At 59.2% G+C, this 19,475-nt stretch carries 13 protein-coding genes and 1 tRNA gene; 3 read left to right on the top strand and 11 right to left on the bottom strand.

The features are described from left to right. Window positions 1-1,153 precede the first annotated feature (1,153 nt). The 5 genes from AB8B20_RS30775 to AB8B20_RS30755 all read right to left on the bottom strand — a co-directional run bounded on the left by AB8B20_RS30775 (window position 1,154) and on the right by AB8B20_RS30755 (window position 7,911). Window positions 1,154-1,342 carry a hypothetical protein gene (locus tag AB8B20_RS30775; protein ID WP_439072986.1) on the bottom strand — a complete coding sequence of 63 codons (189 nt, stop codon included), beginning with the start codon at window positions 1,340-1,342 and terminating at the stop codon, window positions 1,154-1,156. Window positions 1,343-2,468: 1,126 nt separating this feature from the next. Continuing rightward, complete coding sequence (locus AB8B20_RS30770; protein WP_120288123.1) at window positions 2,469-2,678, bottom strand: hypothetical protein; 210 nt, start codon at window positions 2,676-2,678, stop codon at window positions 2,469-2,471. A 364-nt stretch (window positions 2,679-3,042) separates the two neighbouring features. Further along, the gene (locus tag AB8B20_RS30765; RefSeq protein WP_439070873.1) at window positions 3,043-3,810 is read right to left on the bottom strand and encodes a hypothetical protein; all 768 of its coding nucleotides are present in this window, start codon (window positions 3,808-3,810) and stop codon (window positions 3,043-3,045) included. A gap of 212 nt (window positions 3,811-4,022) precedes the next feature. Further along, window positions 4,023-4,475, bottom strand: coding sequence for a hypothetical protein (locus AB8B20_RS30760; protein WP_439090636.1), 453 nt, complete (start codon window positions 4,473-4,475; stop codon window positions 4,023-4,025). Between the two features lie 25 nt (window positions 4,476-4,500). Next, window positions 4,501-7,911 carry a CHAT domain-containing protein gene (locus AB8B20_RS30755; protein ID WP_439070871.1) on the bottom strand — a complete coding sequence of 1,137 codons (3,411 nt, stop codon included), beginning with the start codon at window positions 7,909-7,911 and terminating at the stop codon, window positions 4,501-4,503. A 244-nt stretch (window positions 7,912-8,155) separates the two neighbouring features. Between AB8B20_RS30755 and AB8B20_RS30750 the strand changes: the two genes are divergently transcribed. Together AB8B20_RS30750 and AB8B20_RS30745 are read left to right on the top strand one after the other, a co-directional pair. Next, on the top strand, window positions 8,156-8,962 hold the full coding sequence (locus AB8B20_RS30750) for a dienelactone hydrolase family protein (protein WP_439070870.1): 807 nt from the start codon (window positions 8,156-8,158) through the stop codon (window positions 8,960-8,962). A gap of 879 nt (window positions 8,963-9,841) precedes the next feature. After that, window positions 9,842-11,812 carry a caspase family protein gene (locus AB8B20_RS30745; RefSeq protein WP_439070869.1) on the top strand — a complete coding sequence of 657 codons (1,971 nt, stop codon included), beginning with the start codon at window positions 9,842-9,844 and terminating at the stop codon, window positions 11,810-11,812. A gap of 381 nt (window positions 11,813-12,193) precedes the next feature. Here the strand turns inward: AB8B20_RS30745 and AB8B20_RS30740 are convergent. From AB8B20_RS30740 to AB8B20_RS30715, 6 genes are all read right to left on the bottom strand, one after another. Beyond that, window positions 12,194-12,269 (bottom strand) — tRNA-Lys (locus AB8B20_RS30740). A gap of 173 nt (window positions 12,270-12,442) precedes the next feature. Next, the gene (locus tag AB8B20_RS30735; RefSeq protein WP_439070868.1) at window positions 12,443-13,096 is read right to left on the bottom strand and encodes a Spy/CpxP family protein refolding chaperone; all 654 of its coding nucleotides are present in this window, start codon (window positions 13,094-13,096) and stop codon (window positions 12,443-12,445) included. Between the two features lie 137 nt (window positions 13,097-13,233). Continuing rightward, complete coding sequence (locus tag AB8B20_RS30730) at window positions 13,234-14,559, bottom strand: TRAP transporter large permease (protein WP_089267895.1); 1,326 nt, start codon at window positions 14,557-14,559, stop codon at window positions 13,234-13,236. Further along, window positions 14,556-15,167 carry a TRAP transporter small permease gene (locus AB8B20_RS30725; RefSeq protein ID WP_089267894.1) on the bottom strand — a complete coding sequence of 204 codons (612 nt, stop codon included), beginning with the start codon at window positions 15,165-15,167 and terminating at the stop codon, window positions 14,556-14,558. Before AB8B20_RS30725 ends, AB8B20_RS30730 begins: the two co-directional genes overlap by 4 nt. A 131-nt stretch (window positions 15,168-15,298) precedes the next feature. After that, entirely contained in the window at window positions 15,299-16,300 is a 1,002-nt protein-coding gene (locus AB8B20_RS30720) for a TRAP transporter substrate-binding protein (RefSeq protein WP_309946505.1), read from the bottom strand. A gap of 195 nt (window positions 16,301-16,495) precedes the next feature. Then, complete coding sequence (locus tag AB8B20_RS30715) at window positions 16,496-18,064, bottom strand: 2-isopropylmalate synthase (RefSeq protein WP_439070867.1); 1,569 nt, start codon at window positions 18,062-18,064, stop codon at window positions 16,496-16,498. Window positions 18,065-18,564: 500 nt separating this feature from the next. On the opposite strand from AB8B20_RS30715, the gene AB8B20_RS30710 reads away from it, so the two are divergent. Further along, a complete protein-coding gene (locus AB8B20_RS30710; RefSeq protein WP_439070866.1) occupies window positions 18,565-19,458 on the top strand; it encodes a dihydrodipicolinate synthase family protein in 894 nt (297 codons plus the stop codon). Window positions 19,459-19,475 lie beyond the last annotated feature (17 nt).

Below are 19,475 nucleotides of genomic sequence, written 5' to 3'. Positions count from 1 at the left end.
CTCGATCACGCCCTTGCTTAAGGTCGTCCAATCCTGATGCGAGATCGTCCTTAAGGCGCTGCTTCCAATATGCCCTCAGCGCCCCGCTGATCATCCGGCCCCGCTATGACATTCGACTGCGGCGTCATGCGCATACACCTGCTGGGAGTTAGAATAGCTCTAGTGAACGGGCAATGATTGATCTATTCAGTTTCAGCGCGTTGCGCTTTGCCGGTCTTCCACTCGGCTGGCGAGGAACCGAGAGCGGGAGGTTGACGCCGAATATGTATTCGTATGGCATTGGTGATATCATTGATTGCCGCGGCTGCAGCGGATCGATGCGGATTTACCGCAGAGGCCCTCACCCGAAATGGTCGGGTTATGAAGTGCAACGGTTTGAATGCCCCGATTGCAAATCACAGCTTGCACGCACAGTAGACAAAGACGGTTTACCTGCTCGAAAGGCTAGTGGACGCTCTTAAGTCCCTCCGCTTGCTTCTGACGGAGTATCGTCGCGATTCAGGCGGTACCGCATTTCCTTGTACAAAGCGGGAGGATGACGCGCCTCCGCCGCTGTGGACAATCCGCATTAGACCAAACTGCTGCCAATTTCTTTGACGATCAAGACCATAAGCACCCTTACAAGAGGCGCGAATTGGAAGAGATCGATCAGCGATTTGAAGCGTTTCCCGACCCTGTTAACAATTGGATAGTCTGGGATCGGATTGAAGACGATTATGCAGAAGTCGGGACGCACCGCCTTCGTTCATTGAGCGAAGCTCAGGCGAAAGCGTTTTGCTTTCTTTTAAATCGTCTCCTATCGTAAGCGTAGAGGCCTTTATAGACGCACTCGAGCTTCTCCTCGATCCTGACCACAAGATGAGTGACGTTAGTCTCTAGCACGCTGGCGCGCATCTTAGGCCTTCCGAGTCCTGTTCTAACGGCGCTTATTCGAAGCGTCCGTCGGGAAAGTCATTGCGTTTAAACGCAAAGGGTTGCGCGACGACGCGATGGATTAAGCCCGCATCTGGAGTGCTATCCGATCTTCCGTTGCAAAGCTTCTATCGAGCCGCAACTCGCCCAGTCCGGCTATAAACATTTCGACGGCTACTGAGAAGCTGCGTTGGAAATCCAGCGAATGGTTCGGCGACGACATTTCATTTACGACGAAGCCTCAAGCCAGACTTCGCAGTATGAGCGCACCGCTGATTGCTTTATCGCCATGGATCCCACAGGAAGTAAAGACCTCGACGACTGTTCTCGCGAGTGCTTTACCGGAGACCTCCCATTCTGAAGTGGTTACATCTAAGCTGCGAAACGACGCCGCAGCCAGGCCCGGATTAGCCAGAGCAAATCCTCTCATCGCGTGTGCCATCGCACGCACCGCTGCAGTCCCAGACAATTGGCTAACCGAGCTTTCTATTCGGCTTTGAAGCCCGCTATAGCCTTTGATAGCAAGTGCGGTGCGCAACTCCGGCAAGCTCCCGACCTGCCCAAGTATGGCTCCATCTCCGAAATGAGATCAGCCGCGATATGTTTGTCCCAGCGGGTCTCAAGCGGGTGGAGCACCTGCTCCACATCGGCCGGTGAAAACGCGGCTGCACAGCGAACTGGTGAAAACACGAAACGCCTTTCTAGCCGGCGCTCGTGTCGAAGCACCTTACATTGGTCTACAGATTGTCAGGATTATCCCTTGCTCAACCTGCTCCAGCAGCGAAGGTTCCCAAGGCGCGACGGTTGGCTGAACCGAAAGCCGCCCGGGCGGCTTCGGACGACCGCCGAACTCGTCTCGCGAGGCTACAAAATAACAACAAATGATGTGACGTCGGTCACAGTGGTCGCTCCAAACGCTCGCTATAACCATGGCGAGCCGTGGAGGAATTCCATGAAGCGCTTTCTACAAAATCTCTCGCCAGAGGACCGTCGTACGCACCGCAAGTGGGCCGTATCCGTAGTTGCGCTCTATACGGCGGCCGCTATCCTTGCACTCGTCGTCGCATCGACGCTATCCCCGACTGGTCACGCTCAACGAGAAGCCGCCAATCTCGTAAAGGCGCAGACGCCGTCTTTACGCCAAGCCCGGTGAGATGACAAACGTATGAGAGTTTGGCAACAACGGCAGAGCGCTGCGGCTCTACTGCTCTGCTTTGCTACGACACCTTCGCTCGCCGCGACGACAACTGTTCCATCCCATCATCAGTTGTGCTGGGTCTTAGGAGCTTATGACCAAACAGTCTATTATGCGGACATCGCGGATCGCCAAGATCGCGAAGAGAGCTTTGCGGTTCACGTTGAGTACTTCGGAATAGAGCACACTGGCGCACAGTGTTTCGAATACCTCGCAAACAGTTTATGAAACCCGACGTGCTGCTATGTTCGAGCATTGGCAGTCAGAGAAGCTAGAGATCGTAAATACGACGTTTCTATCGGATCTCGACTATTGAGCGAAAAGCCACTCGATGTAGTCGCTGGTACTTATCGCAGACGCTCTAGGACGGCGAGTTATCGAATGTGGCCACGCCCGCCTCTATGACCTCGATTTCAGTCTCGACAGCATCTAACGGCACTCGAAAATCGAATCCGGTCCGGCTTCGCAGGTCTTTCGCGATGCCCTTTCGATGATCTAGCAGACCGACCAGCGCGGCCCGATCACCAACCTGGACGTATGCGCTGACAATAAGCTCGATTGCTGATGCCACTGCCGCCTCCAAAGAAAACCCGCCGGGTCGCTCCGGCGGGTCTGTCGTTTCGTCTACCAGCTGGCGGTACGCATTACTGATCCGCCTTTAAATAGCATGCGCTTAAAGTCTTAAAGAAGGATTCGCAAAGAGCTGCCTGGGACGAGCCCGGGCATCGGAGTACTATCCACCAAGCCCAGTTCATTCGGACGTTACCGCACGCCGCGCCGGCTGTCGGATGGAGCGCCCGTTAGCCAATTCGCGCCAGATCGAACGGGCGAGGCCACGGTGATTTTCGGGGATCGGGTGTTATGGAGCATCAAGACCGGCGCGGGAAATTAGCGCAAGGCTGCCAACGGCAAGAAACACAGGGGTGCTGCTTACGTTAGGATCCGATCACGCCCTTTAGTCCAGTATAAAGCGACCCGGCCACGCCGGCACCCGCCCCGATCAGCGGTCCCACCGTCTGCGCGAGCTCCTGAATCAACCTTGCACGACGTCTCATCTGCTCCTCACCAACATGCTCTCCGAGCAGCCGAGCCGCCTTAAACGCAACGGCATTGGGTTTGCCGCCTTGAGCCAGTGTGCTTGGCAAAATCCGGAAAATGACCATGCCGAGAACGTTGCCAGACAAGAATGCCAAGCCGATACTGGCCACATATTCTCCCACCTCACGCCACTCCACGACCGAAGCGGGTACAATCGGCACGCTGTCGTTGATCCCGGTAACGACTAGCATGCACCCTACGCTTAGGATGGCCGTGGCCAGACCCACCAGCCAAGCGCCGAGTGGCTCGAGCTTATTGAAGGGCATCGAAGCAATGCCGAACAGCAGCGGGATCACGATCGACGCAAGACGCAGATAGAGCGGCGCAACGTTGAGGACGATGGTCACGATGATATGGGCAGCGATCAGCAACACGGCCGGCAACAGCACGTAGACGGAAAAGTGAGTTAGATAGTAGCGCAGCGGATTGGTCCGGCGCGCAAGCGCGACTTCGGCCCGATCCAGCGCATGAGTGAGTTTATCGATTTCGCTGACAAGGTCCTGCACCTCAAGCAGGATCGGCCGGACGAAACGCAGATCGCGCGAGCAACTCTTGCACGCGATGGCCTCATCCCTAATTGTCTCCATACAAAACGGGCATTCCATGGCTATCTCAGCCCTTCCGTTTTGGACGGATGGAGGCAATCTCGGCTCTGATCCGGGAAAGTTCAGCCAACGCGGCATCACGCTTGGTGATCAAGTCCCGGCGCTCTATGGCTAGTGCTTCGGGAACGGCGATATCTCTCGAACACGAGCCACAGACCAATACAAGGTCGTCGTTCTCGCGAAAACAGTACGGACAAATGATTGCCATCGCGTCAGCGCGCAACCTTCAAGACAAAGCTCGTGCTGCCGGCGCGGCCATCCGAGTCCTTGAGATCGACGCGCAGCATGTGCTCGCCAGGCGGGAGCGACGCATCCGGCATGTCGATCCCCGCCGGTTGAACGAATGCCCGCAGGCGCTCCGTCAAATCCACATTCGGCGTGCGCAGGTAAATGACCTTAACAGAGGTCACATCGATAGTCGCTCCGCCAAATGACAAGAACTTTAGCTGAAAGTGCGTCGGCGATTGGATGTTATCGGTACCGGAGAGGAGCTCGATCTTCGGCCCACGCGTGACACCGCGCCGATCGACGCCTACCGCTCCTTTCGGAGGTGGCAAGGAGGCCTCTTCCTGCGTGATCAGCACCCCCGCGGCCCGCGACGGCACGGATTGATACAGCACAAACAGGCAAGCAAGAGCAAAGCAAATTCCGATACGATGTCCCATCATTCCCCCAAGGCGATCTATAAACTCATCTGGTGCCACCATCGCCTATGATCGAGTAGGGCGCCCAGAATAACGGATGTGCGTAAGCGAACTCGGTCTTCCCATCGGCGTTCAGATAGCCGGGTCCGTCAGCCAAAGCCATCATGGCCTGCCGCTGGGCTTCCCCTCGTGCGAGTTTTGGATCGTCGGCCTGCCGCTTAAACAGATCTGTCATCAACTCTCGTGCGGACTGTGAATGCACCGACCAGTTGGTTACCAACAGAGCGCGTGTGCCCGCGTAAAAGAACGCGCGGCCAAGGCCCGATGCGGCCTCGGCGCCGGCGCCCGCACCTGCGCCCGTGTTACAGGCCGAGAGGATGACCCAGTCCGCATCCAGCTTGAGACCGAGGATCTCTTCCATGGTCAGTAGGCCGTCACCCTCTTCGCCAGTCACCGTCGGCGAGGACAACGCAAGCGCTGGCTGGGTCAGCCCGTTTAATTCACCGGGGACGAGGCCGTGTGTTGCGAACGCAATGATCTTGAAGCCTGACAGATTGACCGACTTGACGGCTTTTTCCGTCGCTCCTTTGCCGAGGTTCAGAACCTTGGATGGATCGGCCTGCAGTGCCAGAGCGATCGAGCGCAACTCGTCCGCCGTGTCCGGAAGCCGCGGCAGCATGCCGAGCTCAGCGCTGTCCACACCTTCGAGCTTCGGGCTGTTGCGGCGCTTCAGCGGTACTCCTCGCATGGCGTTGACATCTGCGGCATCGGCCACGCGGATCTTTGCCTCGATCTGCTCGGCTTCGGCCTGCTGCTCGGTGTTAAAGTACGGATCTCCGAACGCGATCATCTCTCCGCGGTCAGACTTTCCCGGCGGCAGCCGCCGCAAGGTTCGCAGCGCGGCCGCGGAGGGGACCATCGTGACCGCATGAGTGCGCGCAAGCCAGGGGACGTCCCTGTAGCCTGTAAACAAAACGTCTTCATCCTTCTTGATTGCCGATGGCTGCGTGGGCAATAGAGATAGCGGCAGTAGGCCCAGCGCTCCGTTGGTGACGACGACCAGTTTCCTGGCCGGCTTCCAGCCTGCTTCGACGGGCTTGAGGAGCGACGAATACAGATCATATCCCAGCGCCACATCGAAAGCCGGAATATCCGAGATCATCGCGGCCGGCGGCTCGAGCGCTTCGCGCAACTTCGTCACTTTGGTCTGGACTTCCGCCGCATTGGACCCAATTGATGCGAAGGCGATCGCGCCCGTCTTGGGGACCGCCCAGACGAAGCTTGCGTCCTGGCCGAAATAAAACGACAGCATCGCCTCGTCAGGCGCCAGCGTATCGCGAATCTCATCTACGGACGGTGCTCTTGGCGCAACCAGATCGGCATAGGACGGAAACCGCCGATTGATCTCCTGTCGCGCCTTGACCCGCTCGCTGCGTAAATTGGCAATGGATGCATTCAACGTCTGCACGCCCTTTTCGTCTCGCTCAGCCGATGACAGGGACAACACATTATTCAGCGTACCCAACTGGGCGTTGATCTGCTTTGACAGATCCTGCTCCTTGCGCACCAATTCAGCCAGCGCGGGATCCTTGACCGAACTGCGCGCACTTGAAGCCGCCAACGCCTGCTGCACCGAGCTGCCGCGGACAGCGTCCGCAAGACTGAATGTCTCGGCCCCGATATCTACCGCCGGACTCTTCTGCCTCGACAACATTCTGAAATAGGCTTCGACAATCGCCTGGAAGCGTTGATTCCTGGCGGCAACAATAGTCGTGTCGTCATCATCGGCATTTTCACGCGCCGACGCCACCAGGACCGGGATCGCAGCCTTGAATTCGCGGACAGCGTCTTCATCGCGTCCTGCTCGCATCAAGCCGATCGCAAGAGTTCCGCGCGCCGAAGCTGTGTCGAAGTGGCCCTCACCCACGCGCGCCGTCTGCTTCTTGACCAGCTGGTCGGCTGCGGAAATGCCCGCCTCGGTCTGGCCTGAAGCATAGAGCGATGCGATACGCGAGCCGTTCAGTTCGAATACCTGACGCCGCATCGGCTCCCAATTGGCGATTGCTCTGTCGATCTGGGCATAAACTGCGACGGCATCACGGCTCTTACGCTGCAGGTTAAGGACGCCGCCAAGCTGTGAAAGCATCTGCACGGTTTGCGGCGCTTCATCTGGAACGCCCGTTGTCTTGCCGATATCGAGTGCCACGCGCAGCAACTTTTCGGCGTCGGCATGGCGCCCCTGTTCGACCAGAATGCCGGCAAGACCTGCAATGAAACGCGGTGTCGCGTAATGATATTTGCCTTGGTCCTTCAACCGGGACAACAGCGCGCGACGTGCATCGGATTCGGCCTCCGCAAGGCGGCCCTGCCGGGCCTTCGTCCTTGCAAGACTGAGAGTGATAAAATCGATGGATTGAAGCACTGCCGACTCCGTCGGCGGATTCTCGCCACTGAGAAGGCCCTTCATGCCTGCGCGCTTGCGGGCTTCCGCAATGCGAAGCGAAGCCTCAGCCTCCTTAAACTGTCCACGTGCCTCGAAAATGGCAGCATTGCCGAGCTCGATCTCCGCCTCCCAATTTTGGCCGTAACGCGCATATGCTGCGCGCATTGAAGGATGGCCACTCGTTCGCGCCTCCTCGATCGCAGGGCGGCTGCGGCGCATGTAGCCTTCTGCCTGAACGATATCGCCCATCTGGATCAGCGAAGTGGCAATCGAGCGATTAGCTGTATGCACGAACCCTTTCGCCCCCGGCGTATTAGCGGTGTCACGCAATAGCCGTTGATATGTTTCGAGCGCCTTCTTCGGATCGCCCGCGCTGCCGTATTGGACAGCCACCAGTTGAACCAGGCGCGCCATCAGTCCGGGCGGAGCAGCCCCACGCCCCGCCTCGATTCCTTTTTCAAGATCGGAGATGGAATCTGCCAGGCGCCCGAGCTGGGTTCGCGCGCCCGCGCGGTCAAGATAGAATTGCGCAAGAGCGACGCGCGAAGCTCCGGCAGGAACCTTTACATCCGCATCTGCCTTCAGTTGCCCGATTTTCTTCTCGTCGGGCTTTTCGGTATCGAGGATCGCCGTAATATCGGAAATTGAGCGCGGCGGTGCGACAAAGCCGACCGGCAATGCCGTTTCCGACGCAATCTTCGGCGTGACATCGGTGGGGACGGCGACTGCCACGTTGGCGCGCCCATTTGCGGCGTTAAGTTTCGACATCACGCAAGAGCGCACTGCAGGCGTCGCTTTTGCCCGGCACGCTTCCAGGCTGCCGCCGCCACCGCGCATGCACGACATCACAATTGGCTTTCCCACCGACATCCGGCACTGCTCAATCGCAGCTTCCTGCGTAAGTGCAGTGACCGGTGGCGACCATAGCGCGGCTGCCGTAAAGGCGACGATCATCACCAATGCGCGACAGGCCACATACCGAATTATCAATCGCTTGGAAAACACCGCTTGCATGACCACGGCTCCAAAATAACTTATCAAAATATGACGTGATCCTAGCCGCAAACCAATTTGATCGACAAGCGCGTTGCAACCAGTTTCGGGTGGAACCCGGTTTATTGTAATAAAACGCGGAGATGAGATGGCGTATACTTGCAGAGTATCTTACGTCGCACTGACGTTTATCGCAGGGATCGTTGGGTCGTTCGCCGGCACCGGAATCGCGGAAGAGTTTCTTCCGCCGTTGCGGGCGCTTCCTATGGACAATGCCAGCCGTGCCGCGTCTTTCGCCAAGGACCTCGCGTTTCCGCAGCAGGCCGAGCCGACAAGACTGACTTTCCCTCAAGCTGCGTTTCTGAAGCCAGAGGGTGAGGGCCCTTTTCCCGCACTGGTAATGGTCCATCAATGCGTAGGCGTAAATCCAGCGATCGTCCAATGGTCGCGCGAAGCTGTCAGCCTTGGCTATGTCGTTCTCCTGATCGACAGCCTGACGCCCCGACAGATCGACACGTTGTGCTTCGGTCCGCGAAATGGCGTCAATTTATTTCGCGGAGCAAAGGACGCATTCCAGGCGGCGGACCATCTCCGCCGATATCCGTTCGTAGACCCAAACCGTCTATCATTCGTCGGGTTCTCATGGGGAGCGATGGTCGGCCTTATCGTCTCCAGCGCAAGGTATGCTGATGCGTTAGGCGGCCGCCCATTCGCGTCCGTCGCGGTTTTTTATCCCGGGTGCTTCCGCGTTACGCGCCCAAATGCGCCGGTCTTTGACATCGTCAGCGATGACATGAAGCAGCCGGTACTCGTTCTCTTGGGGGCCTCCGACAACGAAACTCCCGCCAGCGAATGTATCGAGAAACTGCAGGAAGCCAGGTTGGCCGGCTCAGCCGTGGATTGGCATGTCTACCCTGACACCGGTCACTGTTGGGACTGCCGTCAACTCGATGGCCGTAGCAAGACGGATTATCGCGGGAACTTTGTTTCCTACAAATTCAGGCAGGACGTCACGACCGACTCTTCCCAACGATTGTTCCAATTCCTGGCCGCTTCGCACCGGGGCAAATAGCCATGGAGCCCGATGCGTACCAAAAATGGAGCCGCATTCTAGTGGACTTGCATAAGCGAGCCGCCCTCGTCAAAGTGCTACTATTGCATCGAATGATATTGGATCGGGGTTTGAACATGAAGAGCATTGTTCTAAGCGCGATGACATTAGTGATGTTTACGGCCACCGCCTCGGCTGCCACTCTGCAAGAGTGCCGCAAGAAGGTGATTGGGCCTTATATTTCCAGCATGTGCCGCGGCGCCGGCGCATCAGGGGGTATGAACGAATGCGTCAAGAGAATTGGCGAGCAGATGCGGCCCCAGATACAGGCTTGCGTTAAAGGCCGCTAAGAGTCCGGTCGCCGGCCAGCAACCGAATATTCTACGCCTTCGCGGTCGGCAAAATTGGCACGTCTGCAAGGGTTTTTGCGTGCGTCAACCAAACATTCGCCCTCCGACTATTGTGGAATAATGCACGGGCCACGAGCGAGTATCCCCATCTCGAAGCGCCACCTAGCCTAATGCGGTTCTATATGCAGTGGGGCTCTAGAACCCACAACGCTTCTGAGCCCTGTGTACAGCGAGCCGGCCAAACCTGCGCCAACGCAGATCAATAGTCCCGCGGCTTGTGTCAGCTCTTGAATCAATCTAGCGCGACGGCGCATTTTCTCCTCGCCAACATGTTCGCCGAGTAAGGGCGGCCTGACAGCAGCATTCGCTTACCACCTTGAATCCCAGTTACCAAACTCGGGTCGGGCGTTGCTATTCGGGAGAGCCTTCGAGTCTTACTCTGCGCGTAAGGAGATGGCGGTCGGTAAAACTGCAGCGATGCAATCGCCTTGATCGGCTGCGGGCAACGTCGAGGCGAACATTTACTATCCAAGAAGCAGCTTCTGTAGCAATGTCGCATATATTTTGCGGGATTTTCATAGTGATTTTAGCACGCCTTCTGATTGCGCTCTGCCTCTATTGCACGCTCGTCACATCGGCGGCGGCGGAAAAACGTGTCGCACTGATAGTAGGAAATTCCGCCTACATGCACGTGGGGAGACTGGCGAATCCGACAAACGACGCTGCCGCCCTCGAAACGGTCTTAAGAAAGGCCGGATTCGATACGGTCGATTCGCGCCGCGACCTTTCCGTAGCTGACACCCGTAAAGTACTGCGCGATTTCACGGCTAAGGCGCGTGACGCAGATGTCGCAGTAGTCTACTACGCAGGACACGGGATCGAGGTAGATGGTGTCAATTATATCATTCCGATCGATGCGACTCTTGAGCAGGACACGGATATCTACGACGAAGCATTCTCGCTTGACCGCATTCTTGTTTCGGTCGAGCCTGCCAAACAGCTGCGATTGGTGATCCTCGATGCCTGTCGTGACAATCCATTTGCTAAGACCATGAAGCGGACGTTGGGCTCTCGCGCCGTTGGCCGAGGCCTGGCAAAGGTCGAGCCCACCACCCCTAATACGATGATCGCATTCGCCGCCAAAGCAGGCTCGACTGCTTCAGATGGCACCAGCCGCAACAGCCCATTCGCGACCGCGCTCGTAGATCATCTTGCGAAACCCGGCCTCGACCTGCGTAAAGCCTTCGGATTCGTTCGTGACGACGTGATGAAGGCCACCGACAACAAGCAGGAGCCATATGTCTATGGGTCCCTTGGCGGCAACGACGTGTCGCTAGTGCCGTCGGGCACGGTTCAAGCACCGGCTGCGGCCGCTCTCACGCCTCCTCCATCGCTCCCGTCCGTAAATGCTGATGCCCGGCGCGACTATGACGCAGCAGTGACGATCGGCACGCAGGCGGTTTGGGATGCGTTTATAATTGATCACCCGAGAGGGCTATACACCGAACTCGCAAAGGCACAACGCGCGAAGCTGGTCGCCGAGGAGGCGCGAAGCGCCGCAGCAGAGCGATCACGCATCGCCGACGAGGAGAAAGCTAGACTTGCGGCAGAAGGCGCGCGCGCGGCGGAACAAGCGAAGGCCGCGAAAGCCGCGAAGGCTGCCGACGAGGTCCGGATCGCCGCAGAGAGGAAGAAGGCGGCGGAGGATGCCAAGCTGATCGAAGCGGAGCGTGCTAAGGCTGCCGCCGTTGCGAAGGCAGTGGAAGAGGCGCGTAATGCGGCGGAAAAGAAAAAGGCGGCAGAAGATGCCAAGCTAGGGGAAGCCGAACGTATCAAAATCGCTGCCGCAACAAAGGCGGAAGAAGCGCGTCTCGCGGCGGACAAGAAAAACGCCGTCGATGGTACGAACGCGCCTGACAAGAAACGTGAGGCGGACGGACGCCGAGCTACCGCTCCGACGTTAGACACTGATAGGCCGACCGGGCCAGTCGCTAGTATCGCACCGGACTCCAAGGCCGAAACTTCGCCAAGGTCTTCCGGAGATGCGAATGATGTCCCGCGCCAGGTACAAGCCGAACTCCGCAGAGTTGGCTGTAATAACGGAGCTGTAACAAGTGAGTGGAATGGGGCTGCGCAACGCTCACTCGGTCTCTTCAACAAGCACGCTGGCACCGCGCTAGATGTGAAACTCGCGAGCCTAGACGCCCTTGATCTGATCAAAAGTAAAACCGGCCGCATCTGCCCCTTGATCTGCGAGCACGGGTACAAGGCCGACGGTGATCGCTGCACAAAAGTAACCTGTCGCACCGGTTATGAAGTCGGCGACGACAACACTTGCGAGAAGATCGAAGTCAAGAAACTGCCGGCGAAGCGGGCACCTCCCGCAACTCAGTCAGCCGCGCCCGCTGCGCCTTCCGGACAAATCATATGCGGCAATGGCGGCTGCCGCCCGATCGGCAAGGGATGCAAGCTAGTGCAGACTCGCAACGGATATGCAGGAAACTACGAAGTCTGTAATTGAATCTCTTGGAGTCGCAGCAAAGCGCGAAGGAGGCTAAACGCCGGCACCGAATGCGATGCCGATCAGCACCGCAAAAGCCAAAATAAGCAGCAGTTTCACCGGCACGTCGCGGAGGGTTAGATTTCATTGCGGCACAATCAGTCCGCGAACTGAATTTGGCAACGATGGACTAGGGTGGCTGCACAGCTATTCGGTTGAGCCAAGCCGCTAATCAGCACTCATCGGTTTGCTACTAACAAACCATGCCGTATCTCTCTGATAGCAATACCGAAAATGGCAAAATCAACCGGCGGTGCGACACGTGCCATCAACGAAGGTGTCGCACGTGCAACACTTTTTCGGCTCCACCGAAATTCTAACAGATTGATTTGTTGAGATTTTTGGTGGGCGCACTAGGGCTCGAACCTAGGACCCGGTGATTAAGAGTCACCTGCTCTACCAACTGAGCTATGCGCCCGGATCCAGATCCGGATATCCCCGTGGGGACGGCGTCGTTTAGCAAAGCGATCCCGGGATGTCCAGCGACGCTGTCACAAAAATTGCACCGTTTTTCGCAATCGCGAAAATGCGGAAAAGCCGCTGGATTTCAGCGGCTTCTTCATTGTTGCGACCGTGGAAAACCGCTGCGGATCAGAGCCGCTCGGCGCCCGGCGCGGGGTTGCGCTCGAATCTGGCGCCGGGGCCGCCGGGACCGCGATCGTCGTCATCGCCGAAACGCGGGCTATCGAAGCCGGGAGGGCCGAATCCCTCGCCTTCGAAGCTGCCGCGCTCATAGCCCGGCCGCGGGCCGCGATGACGCCAGCCGCCCTCCCCGCCGCCGAAGCGGCGGTCCATATGGGTCAGCACCGCCAGTCGGCGCTTCTGGCCATCATCGAGGGTCTTGTAGAGCGGGTCGGCGGCATCGGCGATCTTCTTCAGCGCGGCGGCCGTGGTGGCCATGTCCCCGGCGCGCTGCTGCAGGCGGGCGACCGGATTGTCCGGCGTGTCGGTCCGCTTCGCGTCGTCGTCGCGGTTCTTGCGCTCTTCCATCCGCGCATTGGCGCGGTCGATGCGCAGCTTGGCGAAATCGCGCACTGCGCTCTCCACCGCCGGCCACATCTTCTCCTGGTCCGGCGTCAGCTTGAGCCCGGCCTTCACGGCAGCGATGCGCGCATCGGCGAACGCAGCGCGGTCTTCCGGATTCATCCGGACGTGATGATGCATCCATGGACGATGCTGCGCATAGACCGCGGTAGAACCGGCGATCACGGCAACAGCGGCACCGGCGAGCAAGATCTTCTTCATGGCAACCTCCTTTGGAAAGTTACCTGAAGATGATCCTGCGCTGCCGGACCTTCAACTTACGCTTTGGCCATGTGTTTTCTGGATGTGTTCGTTTTCTGAATATGTATTCACGATGGAACACACTTCAGAATTTTTCGTCACAGCATCCCGAGAACGCGCGGCAGCCACAGCGAGATCTCCGGGATGAAGGTCACCGCAACGAGGAACATCAGCATGGTCAGCAACCACGGCCACACCGCGATGGTGAGTTCCGTGATGCCCATCTTGGCGATGCCCGACGCGACATAGAGATTGAGGCCCACTGGAGGATGGCACATGCCGACCTCCATATTGACCACCATCAGGATGCCCAAATGCACCGGATGCACGCCTAGCTTGACCGCGATCGGAAACAGGATCGGCGCGGTGATCAGCACGATGGACGACGCCTCCATTACATTGCCGGCTACCAGCAGCAGGATGTTGACGAAGATCAGGAACGTCCACCAGTTGACGCCCATGTCGACGATCCAGGCGGTGAGCTGCTGTGGAATCTGCTCCGATGTCATCAGGAACGAGAACAGCACCGCATTGGTAATGATGTAGAGGATCATCGCGCTCATGCTGGCTGAGCCGAGCAGCACCCGCGGCACGTCTTTCAGGCCCATGTCCTTGTAGACGAATACCGCGATGATGAAGGCATAGACGGCGCTGACCGCCGCGGCTTCCGTCGGCGTGAACCACCCGCGATAGATGCCGCCGAGCACGAGGAAGATCAGCAGCAGGCCCCAGATACACTCGCGGAACGCCTTGAAGCGCTCGCCCCATGATGCCCGCGGCAGCCGCGGATAATCGAACTTCCAGGCGCGATACACCGTGGTGGCGCCGAGCAGCGTCGCCAGCATCAGCCCGGGAATGACGCCGGCGATGAACAACTGGCCGACGGACGCCGAGGTGACGCGTGCGCCATCGGGCCCGAGCGCGACGCTGCCGCCGGTCGCCACCGCATAGATCACCATCACGATTGACGGCGGGATCAAGATGCCGAGTGCGCCCGACGTCGTGATGACGCCGGCGCCGAACCGCTTCGGAAAGCCCTGCGCGACCATGGCGGGCAGCAGGATCGAGCCGATCGCAATCACTGTCGCCGGTGACGAGCCGGAGATCGCCGCGAACAGCGCGCAGGCCATCACGCCGGCGAGACCGAGACCGCCATACCAATGCCCGACCATCGAGGTCGCGAAATTGATCATGCGTCTGGCGACGCCGCCATGGGTCAGGAAATTGCCCGCGAGGATGAAGAACGGGATCGCCATGATCTCGAAATTCTCAATGCCGGTAAACAGTTTCAGCGCCACCGCCTCGATCGGCACCTGGGTCAGGAAGAACAGGAAGGTCAGCACCGTCAGGCCGAGCGCGATCGAGATCGGCATGCCGGTGAGCATCAGCGCAATGAGCAGCGCAAAAATGAACAGCGTGGTCATCGGGCGCCCTCCGGCGTCGGACCAACCGCCGTGTCGACCTCGATACCCTCCACATGGCTGTGATCATGATGCGGCAGATCGTCAAAACGGAAATAGCTGTAGGCGACCTGCAGGAAACGGAAGCACATCAGATAGGAGCCAAGCGGAATGCAGAGATAGACGATCCAACTCGGCAGTTCGAGATCGGGCGATGTCTGGTCGGTCTGCGACAGACCCATCACGAAACTCGCGCCCATGGTGCCGATGATGCCGGTGAACAGCGCGCCGCACAGAAGCCCGAACAGGATGGTGCCCTTGCGCCATTTCGGCGGCAGTTGCAGCACCAGTACGTCGACGCCGACATGGATGCCGGTGCGCACGCCGTAAGCCGCGCCGAACTTCGCCATCCACACGAACATGTAGATGCACAGTTCCTGCGCCCAGGACAAATGGATGCTGGCGAGAAATTTATAGGCCGCCATCGCGCCGGGCAGGTTGCGATACGACACCACGAAATCGGTGGTGTAGCGATGCGCCACGGCGACAAAGATCACCACCGTCGCGGCGCCGATCAGCGTCGCGATCAGCGTTTCCTCGAGACGATCGAGGATGCGTAACAAGAACCGCACGAGATTTGTCCCCTTCCCCACATTCCGTCATGGCCGGGCTTGTCCCGGCCATCCACGTCTGCCCCGCACGCTTCAAGACGTGGATGCCCGGCACAAGGCCGGGCATGACGACGTTGAGAGTGCGTCCGTGCTCAATTGGTCTTTGCGTTGGCTTCTTTCTGGAACGCCGCGATCAGATCCTTGCCGACGCGCGACGCCATGTCAGCGGTCACCGGCTCCAGCGCCTTCATCCATTCGGCGCGCTCTTCCGGCTTCAGCTCGTAGAAGGTGGTGGTACCGGCCTTCTTCATCGCGACGATGGCGTCGTCGTTTTCCGTCTGCGACAGGCCGTTGGCATAGGCTGTGGCATCATCCATCGCCTTCTCGACCTGCGGCTTCACGTCGGCCGGCAGACCGTCCCAGAACTTCTTGTTCACGATCACGGCGTAGCCGATATAGCCGTGGTTCGAGAGTGTTATGTGCTTCTGCACTTCATGCATCTTCTGCGTATAGACGTTGGACGGCGTGTTCTCGTTGCCGTCGACGACGCCGGTCTGCATCGCCTGATAGACTTCCGAGAAGGCCAACACCTGCGGAATGGCGCCGAGCGCGCGCATCTGGGCTTCCAGCACCTTTGACGACTGGATGCGCAGCTTCATGCCCTGGAAGTCGGCGACCTTATGCATCGGCTTGTTCGAGGTCATGATCTTGAAGCCGTTGTCCCAGTAAGCGAGACCCTTGATGCCCTTGGGCTCGAGCTTCGCCAGCAGGCCCTTGCCGATCGGCCCGGTGGTGATGCGGGTCAGCGCCGCCTTGTCCGGCAGGATGTAAGGCAGGTCGAACACCTCGAATTCCTTGACGCCGAGCGGGCCGAACTTGGCGAGCGACGGCGCCAGCATCTGTACGGCGCCGAGCTGCAGCGCCTCGACCTCTTCCTTGTCTTTGTAGAGCTGCGAGTTCGGATAGACCTCAACCTTCACCTTGCCATTGGTGTATTTCTCGGCGAGTTCCTTGAACTTCTCCGCGCCCTGCCCCTTCGGCGTGTTCGGTGCGACGACATGGCTGAATTTGATGACGATGGGCGATTGGGCGGAGGCCGGACCGGCCAGCGCGAGCGCTGCGATCGACGCTGCGGCCAAAATAAACTTGCGCATGATGTTCTCCCTGTTGGCGGTGCGGAGCTGTTTTAAGAAGTCGCTGCGCTTGGATGCCACAGGAGCTTTAGCGTCATCGGCAATCAAGCGCCATCGCTCCCTTCGCAGGGGTTGCAGTAAAAGCTTTACTGCAATGCAAAAACGCGGCGTCTTGCGACGCCGCGTTTCATTGCGCGTATAGGTTTTGGGAAGCGATCAGCTCGCGGCAGCAACCGGCGCCGGCATGTCGCGTTCACGCTTCATGACGATCTTGTTCAACGCCCCGAGATAGGCCTTGGCCGAGGCCACAAGGGTATCCGGATCGGCGGCGCGCGAGGTCATCGAACGGCCTTCATGAGCCAGCCGCACCGATACTTCCGCCTGCGCGTCGGTGCCTTCGGTCACGGCGTGGACCTGATACAGCTCCAGCTTGGCCTCATGCGGCACCAGCGCCTTGATGCAGTTGAACACCGCATCCACCGGGCCATTGCCCTCGGCTTCCTCGATCTTGGTCACGCCGTCGACATTCAGCTTCATGGTGGCGCGCTGCGGACCGTGGGTGCCGGCGATCACAGTCAGCGAGGTCAACTTGATGCGGTCATGAGCCTGCACGATCTCCTGATCGACCAGCGCTTCGATATCCTCGTCATAGATATCCTTCTTGCGATCCGCCAAGGCCTTCATGCGAATGAAGGCGTCCTCGATCTGGTTCTTGCCCAGCTTATAGCCCAGCTCTTCCAGACGATGGATGAAGGCATGGCGGCCGGAATGCTTGCCCAGCACGATCGACGACTGCTTGAGGCCGACCGAGGCCGGCGTCATGATCTCATAGGTCGAGGCGTCCTTCAGCACGCCGTCCTGATGGATGCCGCTCTCATGGGCGAAGGCATTGCGGCCGACGATCGCCTTGTTGTACTGCACCGGGAACGAGGTCGCCGCCGAGACCACCTTCGACGCCCGCGTCAGCATGGTCGGGTCGATCCTGTTCCAGTACGGGAATTTGTCGTTGCGCACATTGATCGCCATCACGACTTCTTCGAGCGCCGCATTGCCCGCGCGCTCGCCGATGCCGTTAATGGTGCACTCGACCTGACGCGCGCCGCCGTCGATACCGGCCAGCGTATTGGCCACCGCCATGCCGAGATCGTTGTGGCAATGGACGGAGAAGATCGCCTGATCGGAATTCGGCACGCGCTCGCGCAGGGTGCGGATGATGCGGGTGTATTCTTCCGGCGTGGTGTAACCGACTGTGTCGGGAATGTTCACCGTGGTGGCGCCGGCCTTGATGACGGCCTCGGTGATGCGGCACAGGAAGTCGATGTCGCTGCGGGTGGCGTCTTCCGCCGACCATTCGACATTGTTGACCATGTTGCGGGCGCGGGTGACGCCGGCCACGGAGGCGTCGATCACCTGCTCCGGGGTCATGTTCAGCTTGACGCGCATATGCAGCGGCGAGGTTGCGATGACCATATGCACGCGCGCACGATCGCCCGCCGGCTTCACCGCTTCGGCGCAGCGGTCGATATCCTTCGGATTGACACGGCCGAGACCAGCGATGACCGAGTTCTTCGAGCGCTTGGCAATCTCGTGCACCGCCTCGAAATCACCTTCCGACGAGATCGGGAAACCGGCCTCGATAATGTCGACGCCCATATCGTCGAGCATCTCGGCGATTTCCAGCTTCTCTTCAAAAGTCATAGTGGCGCCGGGGCACTGCTCGCCGTCGCGCAAAGTGGTGTCGAAAATGAAGACGCGGTCCTTGTCGGACTTCTGAGTGGTGGTCATAGAATATTCCTTAGGTCGGGGCGCATCTGTCTGGGCGCCAGAGGGAGCTGATGGTTCTGAATGTCATGATCCCCTGAGTACCCAGGCCAAACGGCCCAGACGGCGCTCAGGGGCAGATAAGCAGAAGCAGCCCGCCAAGAAGGAGGTTCGAGCGCAGCGCAGCCGGAATCGCGTCGGGACCAGCGGCAACAGCCACTTCCCCGGAAACTCCAACCATGTCGCTGCGAATCAGCATTGCCACACCTTCAGGCCCACATCCTCGGCCAAAACCAGTCTCAAGGAAAACCCTTGATGGTTCGTTGCCGACGAGGGCCTAGGGTCGTTCTAGACGACAAATGCGGGGCCCTGCAACGGTTAAGAGGGTCAGGAAGACTGACCTAAATCCTTCTGGGAAGCGCTCGGGCGCGTGGCCGACTGGCCTAGCCAGAACATCCCCAACTGGACGTTTTCGCAGCCATCCTTTTGCCCTAAGACCGAACGGCAATTGCGAGGACAGGACGATGACTTTTGCTGAGGGATTATCCGCTTTCCCGATCACGCCGATGAATACGAATGGCAGGGTCGATACGCCCGCGCTACGGCGGCTGGTGGCGCCGCTGGCGGCGGCCAAGGTCGATTCCATTGGCCTCCTGGGCAGCACCGGATCGTATCCGTTTCTCAGCCGTGACGAGCGTCGGCGTGCCACTGAAGCCGCCGTTGCGGAGGTGAACGGCCGCGTCCCCGTGCTGGTCGGCATCGGCGCGCTGCGCACCGACGAGACGATCGAACTAGCGCGGGATGCCAAGGCCGCCGGCGCCGCCGCCGGCCTGCTCGCGCCAGTGTCCTACACGCCGCTGACCGAGGACGAGGTGTTCGAGCACTTCAGGACGGTTGCCGAGACAAGCAAATTGCCGATCGTGATCTACGACAATTTCGCCACCACGCATTTCAAGTTCACGCCCGACCTGGTCGGCCGCATCGCACGTATTCCCGGTGTCGTCGCCGTGAAGGGCACCTCCCCCGAAGCCGGCCTCGCCGCAGATCACCTGAAGCAGATGCGCGCTGCCGTGCCATCAGGCTTCTCGGTCGGCTATGCCGGGGACTGGAATTCGATGGAGACGCTGCTGGCCGGCGGCGATGCCTGGTATTGCGTGGCGGCGGGCCTGTTTCCAAAGAGTTGTCTGGCCATCACCCGCGCAGCGCAGGCCGGCAATGCCGACGAAGCGCGCCGCCTCAACAACGCGATGCAACCGCTCTGGGATCTGTTCAAGCAGTTTTCCAGCCTGCGCGTGATGTATGCGGCTGCGGAGCAGATGGGGCTGACGGATGCGAAACCACCGCGCCCGGTGCTGCCGCTGACGGATGCGGCGCAAGAGAACGTGGCAAAGGTGCTGAAGGAATTGAAGCTGAGTTAAACTAGCCTGCCGTAGCT

It is taken from the genome of Tardiphaga sp. 866_E4_N1_4 (genome assembly GCF_052076075.1).
Lineage (GTDB): Bacteria > Pseudomonadota > Alphaproteobacteria > Rhizobiales > Xanthobacteraceae > Tardiphaga > Tardiphaga robiniae.
The sequence above is the reverse complement of the archived record's forward strand: the minus strand, read 5'-3'. Positions and strand labels throughout refer to the sequence as shown.

What these genes read in the sequence shown, in the direction of transcription:
- AB8B20_RS30775 (WP_439072986.1), bottom strand. Translation starts at nt 1,342, where the DNA reads ATGAGAGGATTTGCTCTGGCTAATCCGGGCCTGGCTGCGGCGTCGTTT.
- AB8B20_RS30765 (WP_439070873.1), bottom strand. Translation starts at nt 3,810, where the DNA reads ATGGAATGCCCGTTTTGTATGGAGACAATTAGGGATGAGGCCATCGCG.
- AB8B20_RS30760 (WP_439090636.1), bottom strand. Translation starts at nt 4,475, where the DNA reads ATGGGACATCGTATCGGAATTTGCTTTGCTCTTGCTTGCCTGTTTGTG.
- AB8B20_RS30755 (WP_439070871.1), bottom strand. Translation starts at nt 7,911, where the DNA reads ATGCAAGCGGTGTTTTCCAAGCGATTGATAATTCGGTATGTGGCCTGT.
- AB8B20_RS30750 (WP_439070870.1), top strand. Translation starts at nt 8,156, where the DNA reads ATGGACAATGCCAGCCGTGCCGCGTCTTTCGCCAAGGACCTCGCGTTT.
- AB8B20_RS30745 (WP_439070869.1), top strand. Translation starts at nt 9,842, where the DNA reads ATGTCGCATATATTTTGCGGGATTTTCATAGTGATTTTAGCACGCCTT.
- AB8B20_RS30735 (WP_439070868.1), bottom strand. Translation starts at nt 13,096, where the DNA reads ATGAAGAAGATCTTGCTCGCCGGTGCCGCTGTTGCCGTGATCGCCGGT.
- AB8B20_RS30730 (WP_089267895.1), bottom strand. Translation starts at nt 14,559, where the DNA reads ATGACCACGCTGTTCATTTTTGCGCTGCTCATTGCGCTGATGCTCACC.
- AB8B20_RS30720 (WP_309946505.1), bottom strand. Translation starts at nt 16,300, where the DNA reads ATGCGCAAGTTTATTTTGGCCGCAGCGTCGATCGCAGCGCTCGCGCTG.
- AB8B20_RS30715 (WP_439070867.1), bottom strand. Translation starts at nt 18,064, where the DNA reads ATGACCACCACTCAGAAGTCCGACAAGGACCGCGTCTTCATTTTCGAC.
- AB8B20_RS30710 (WP_439070866.1), top strand. Translation starts at nt 18,565, where the DNA reads ATGACTTTTGCTGAGGGATTATCCGCTTTCCCGATCACGCCGATGAAT.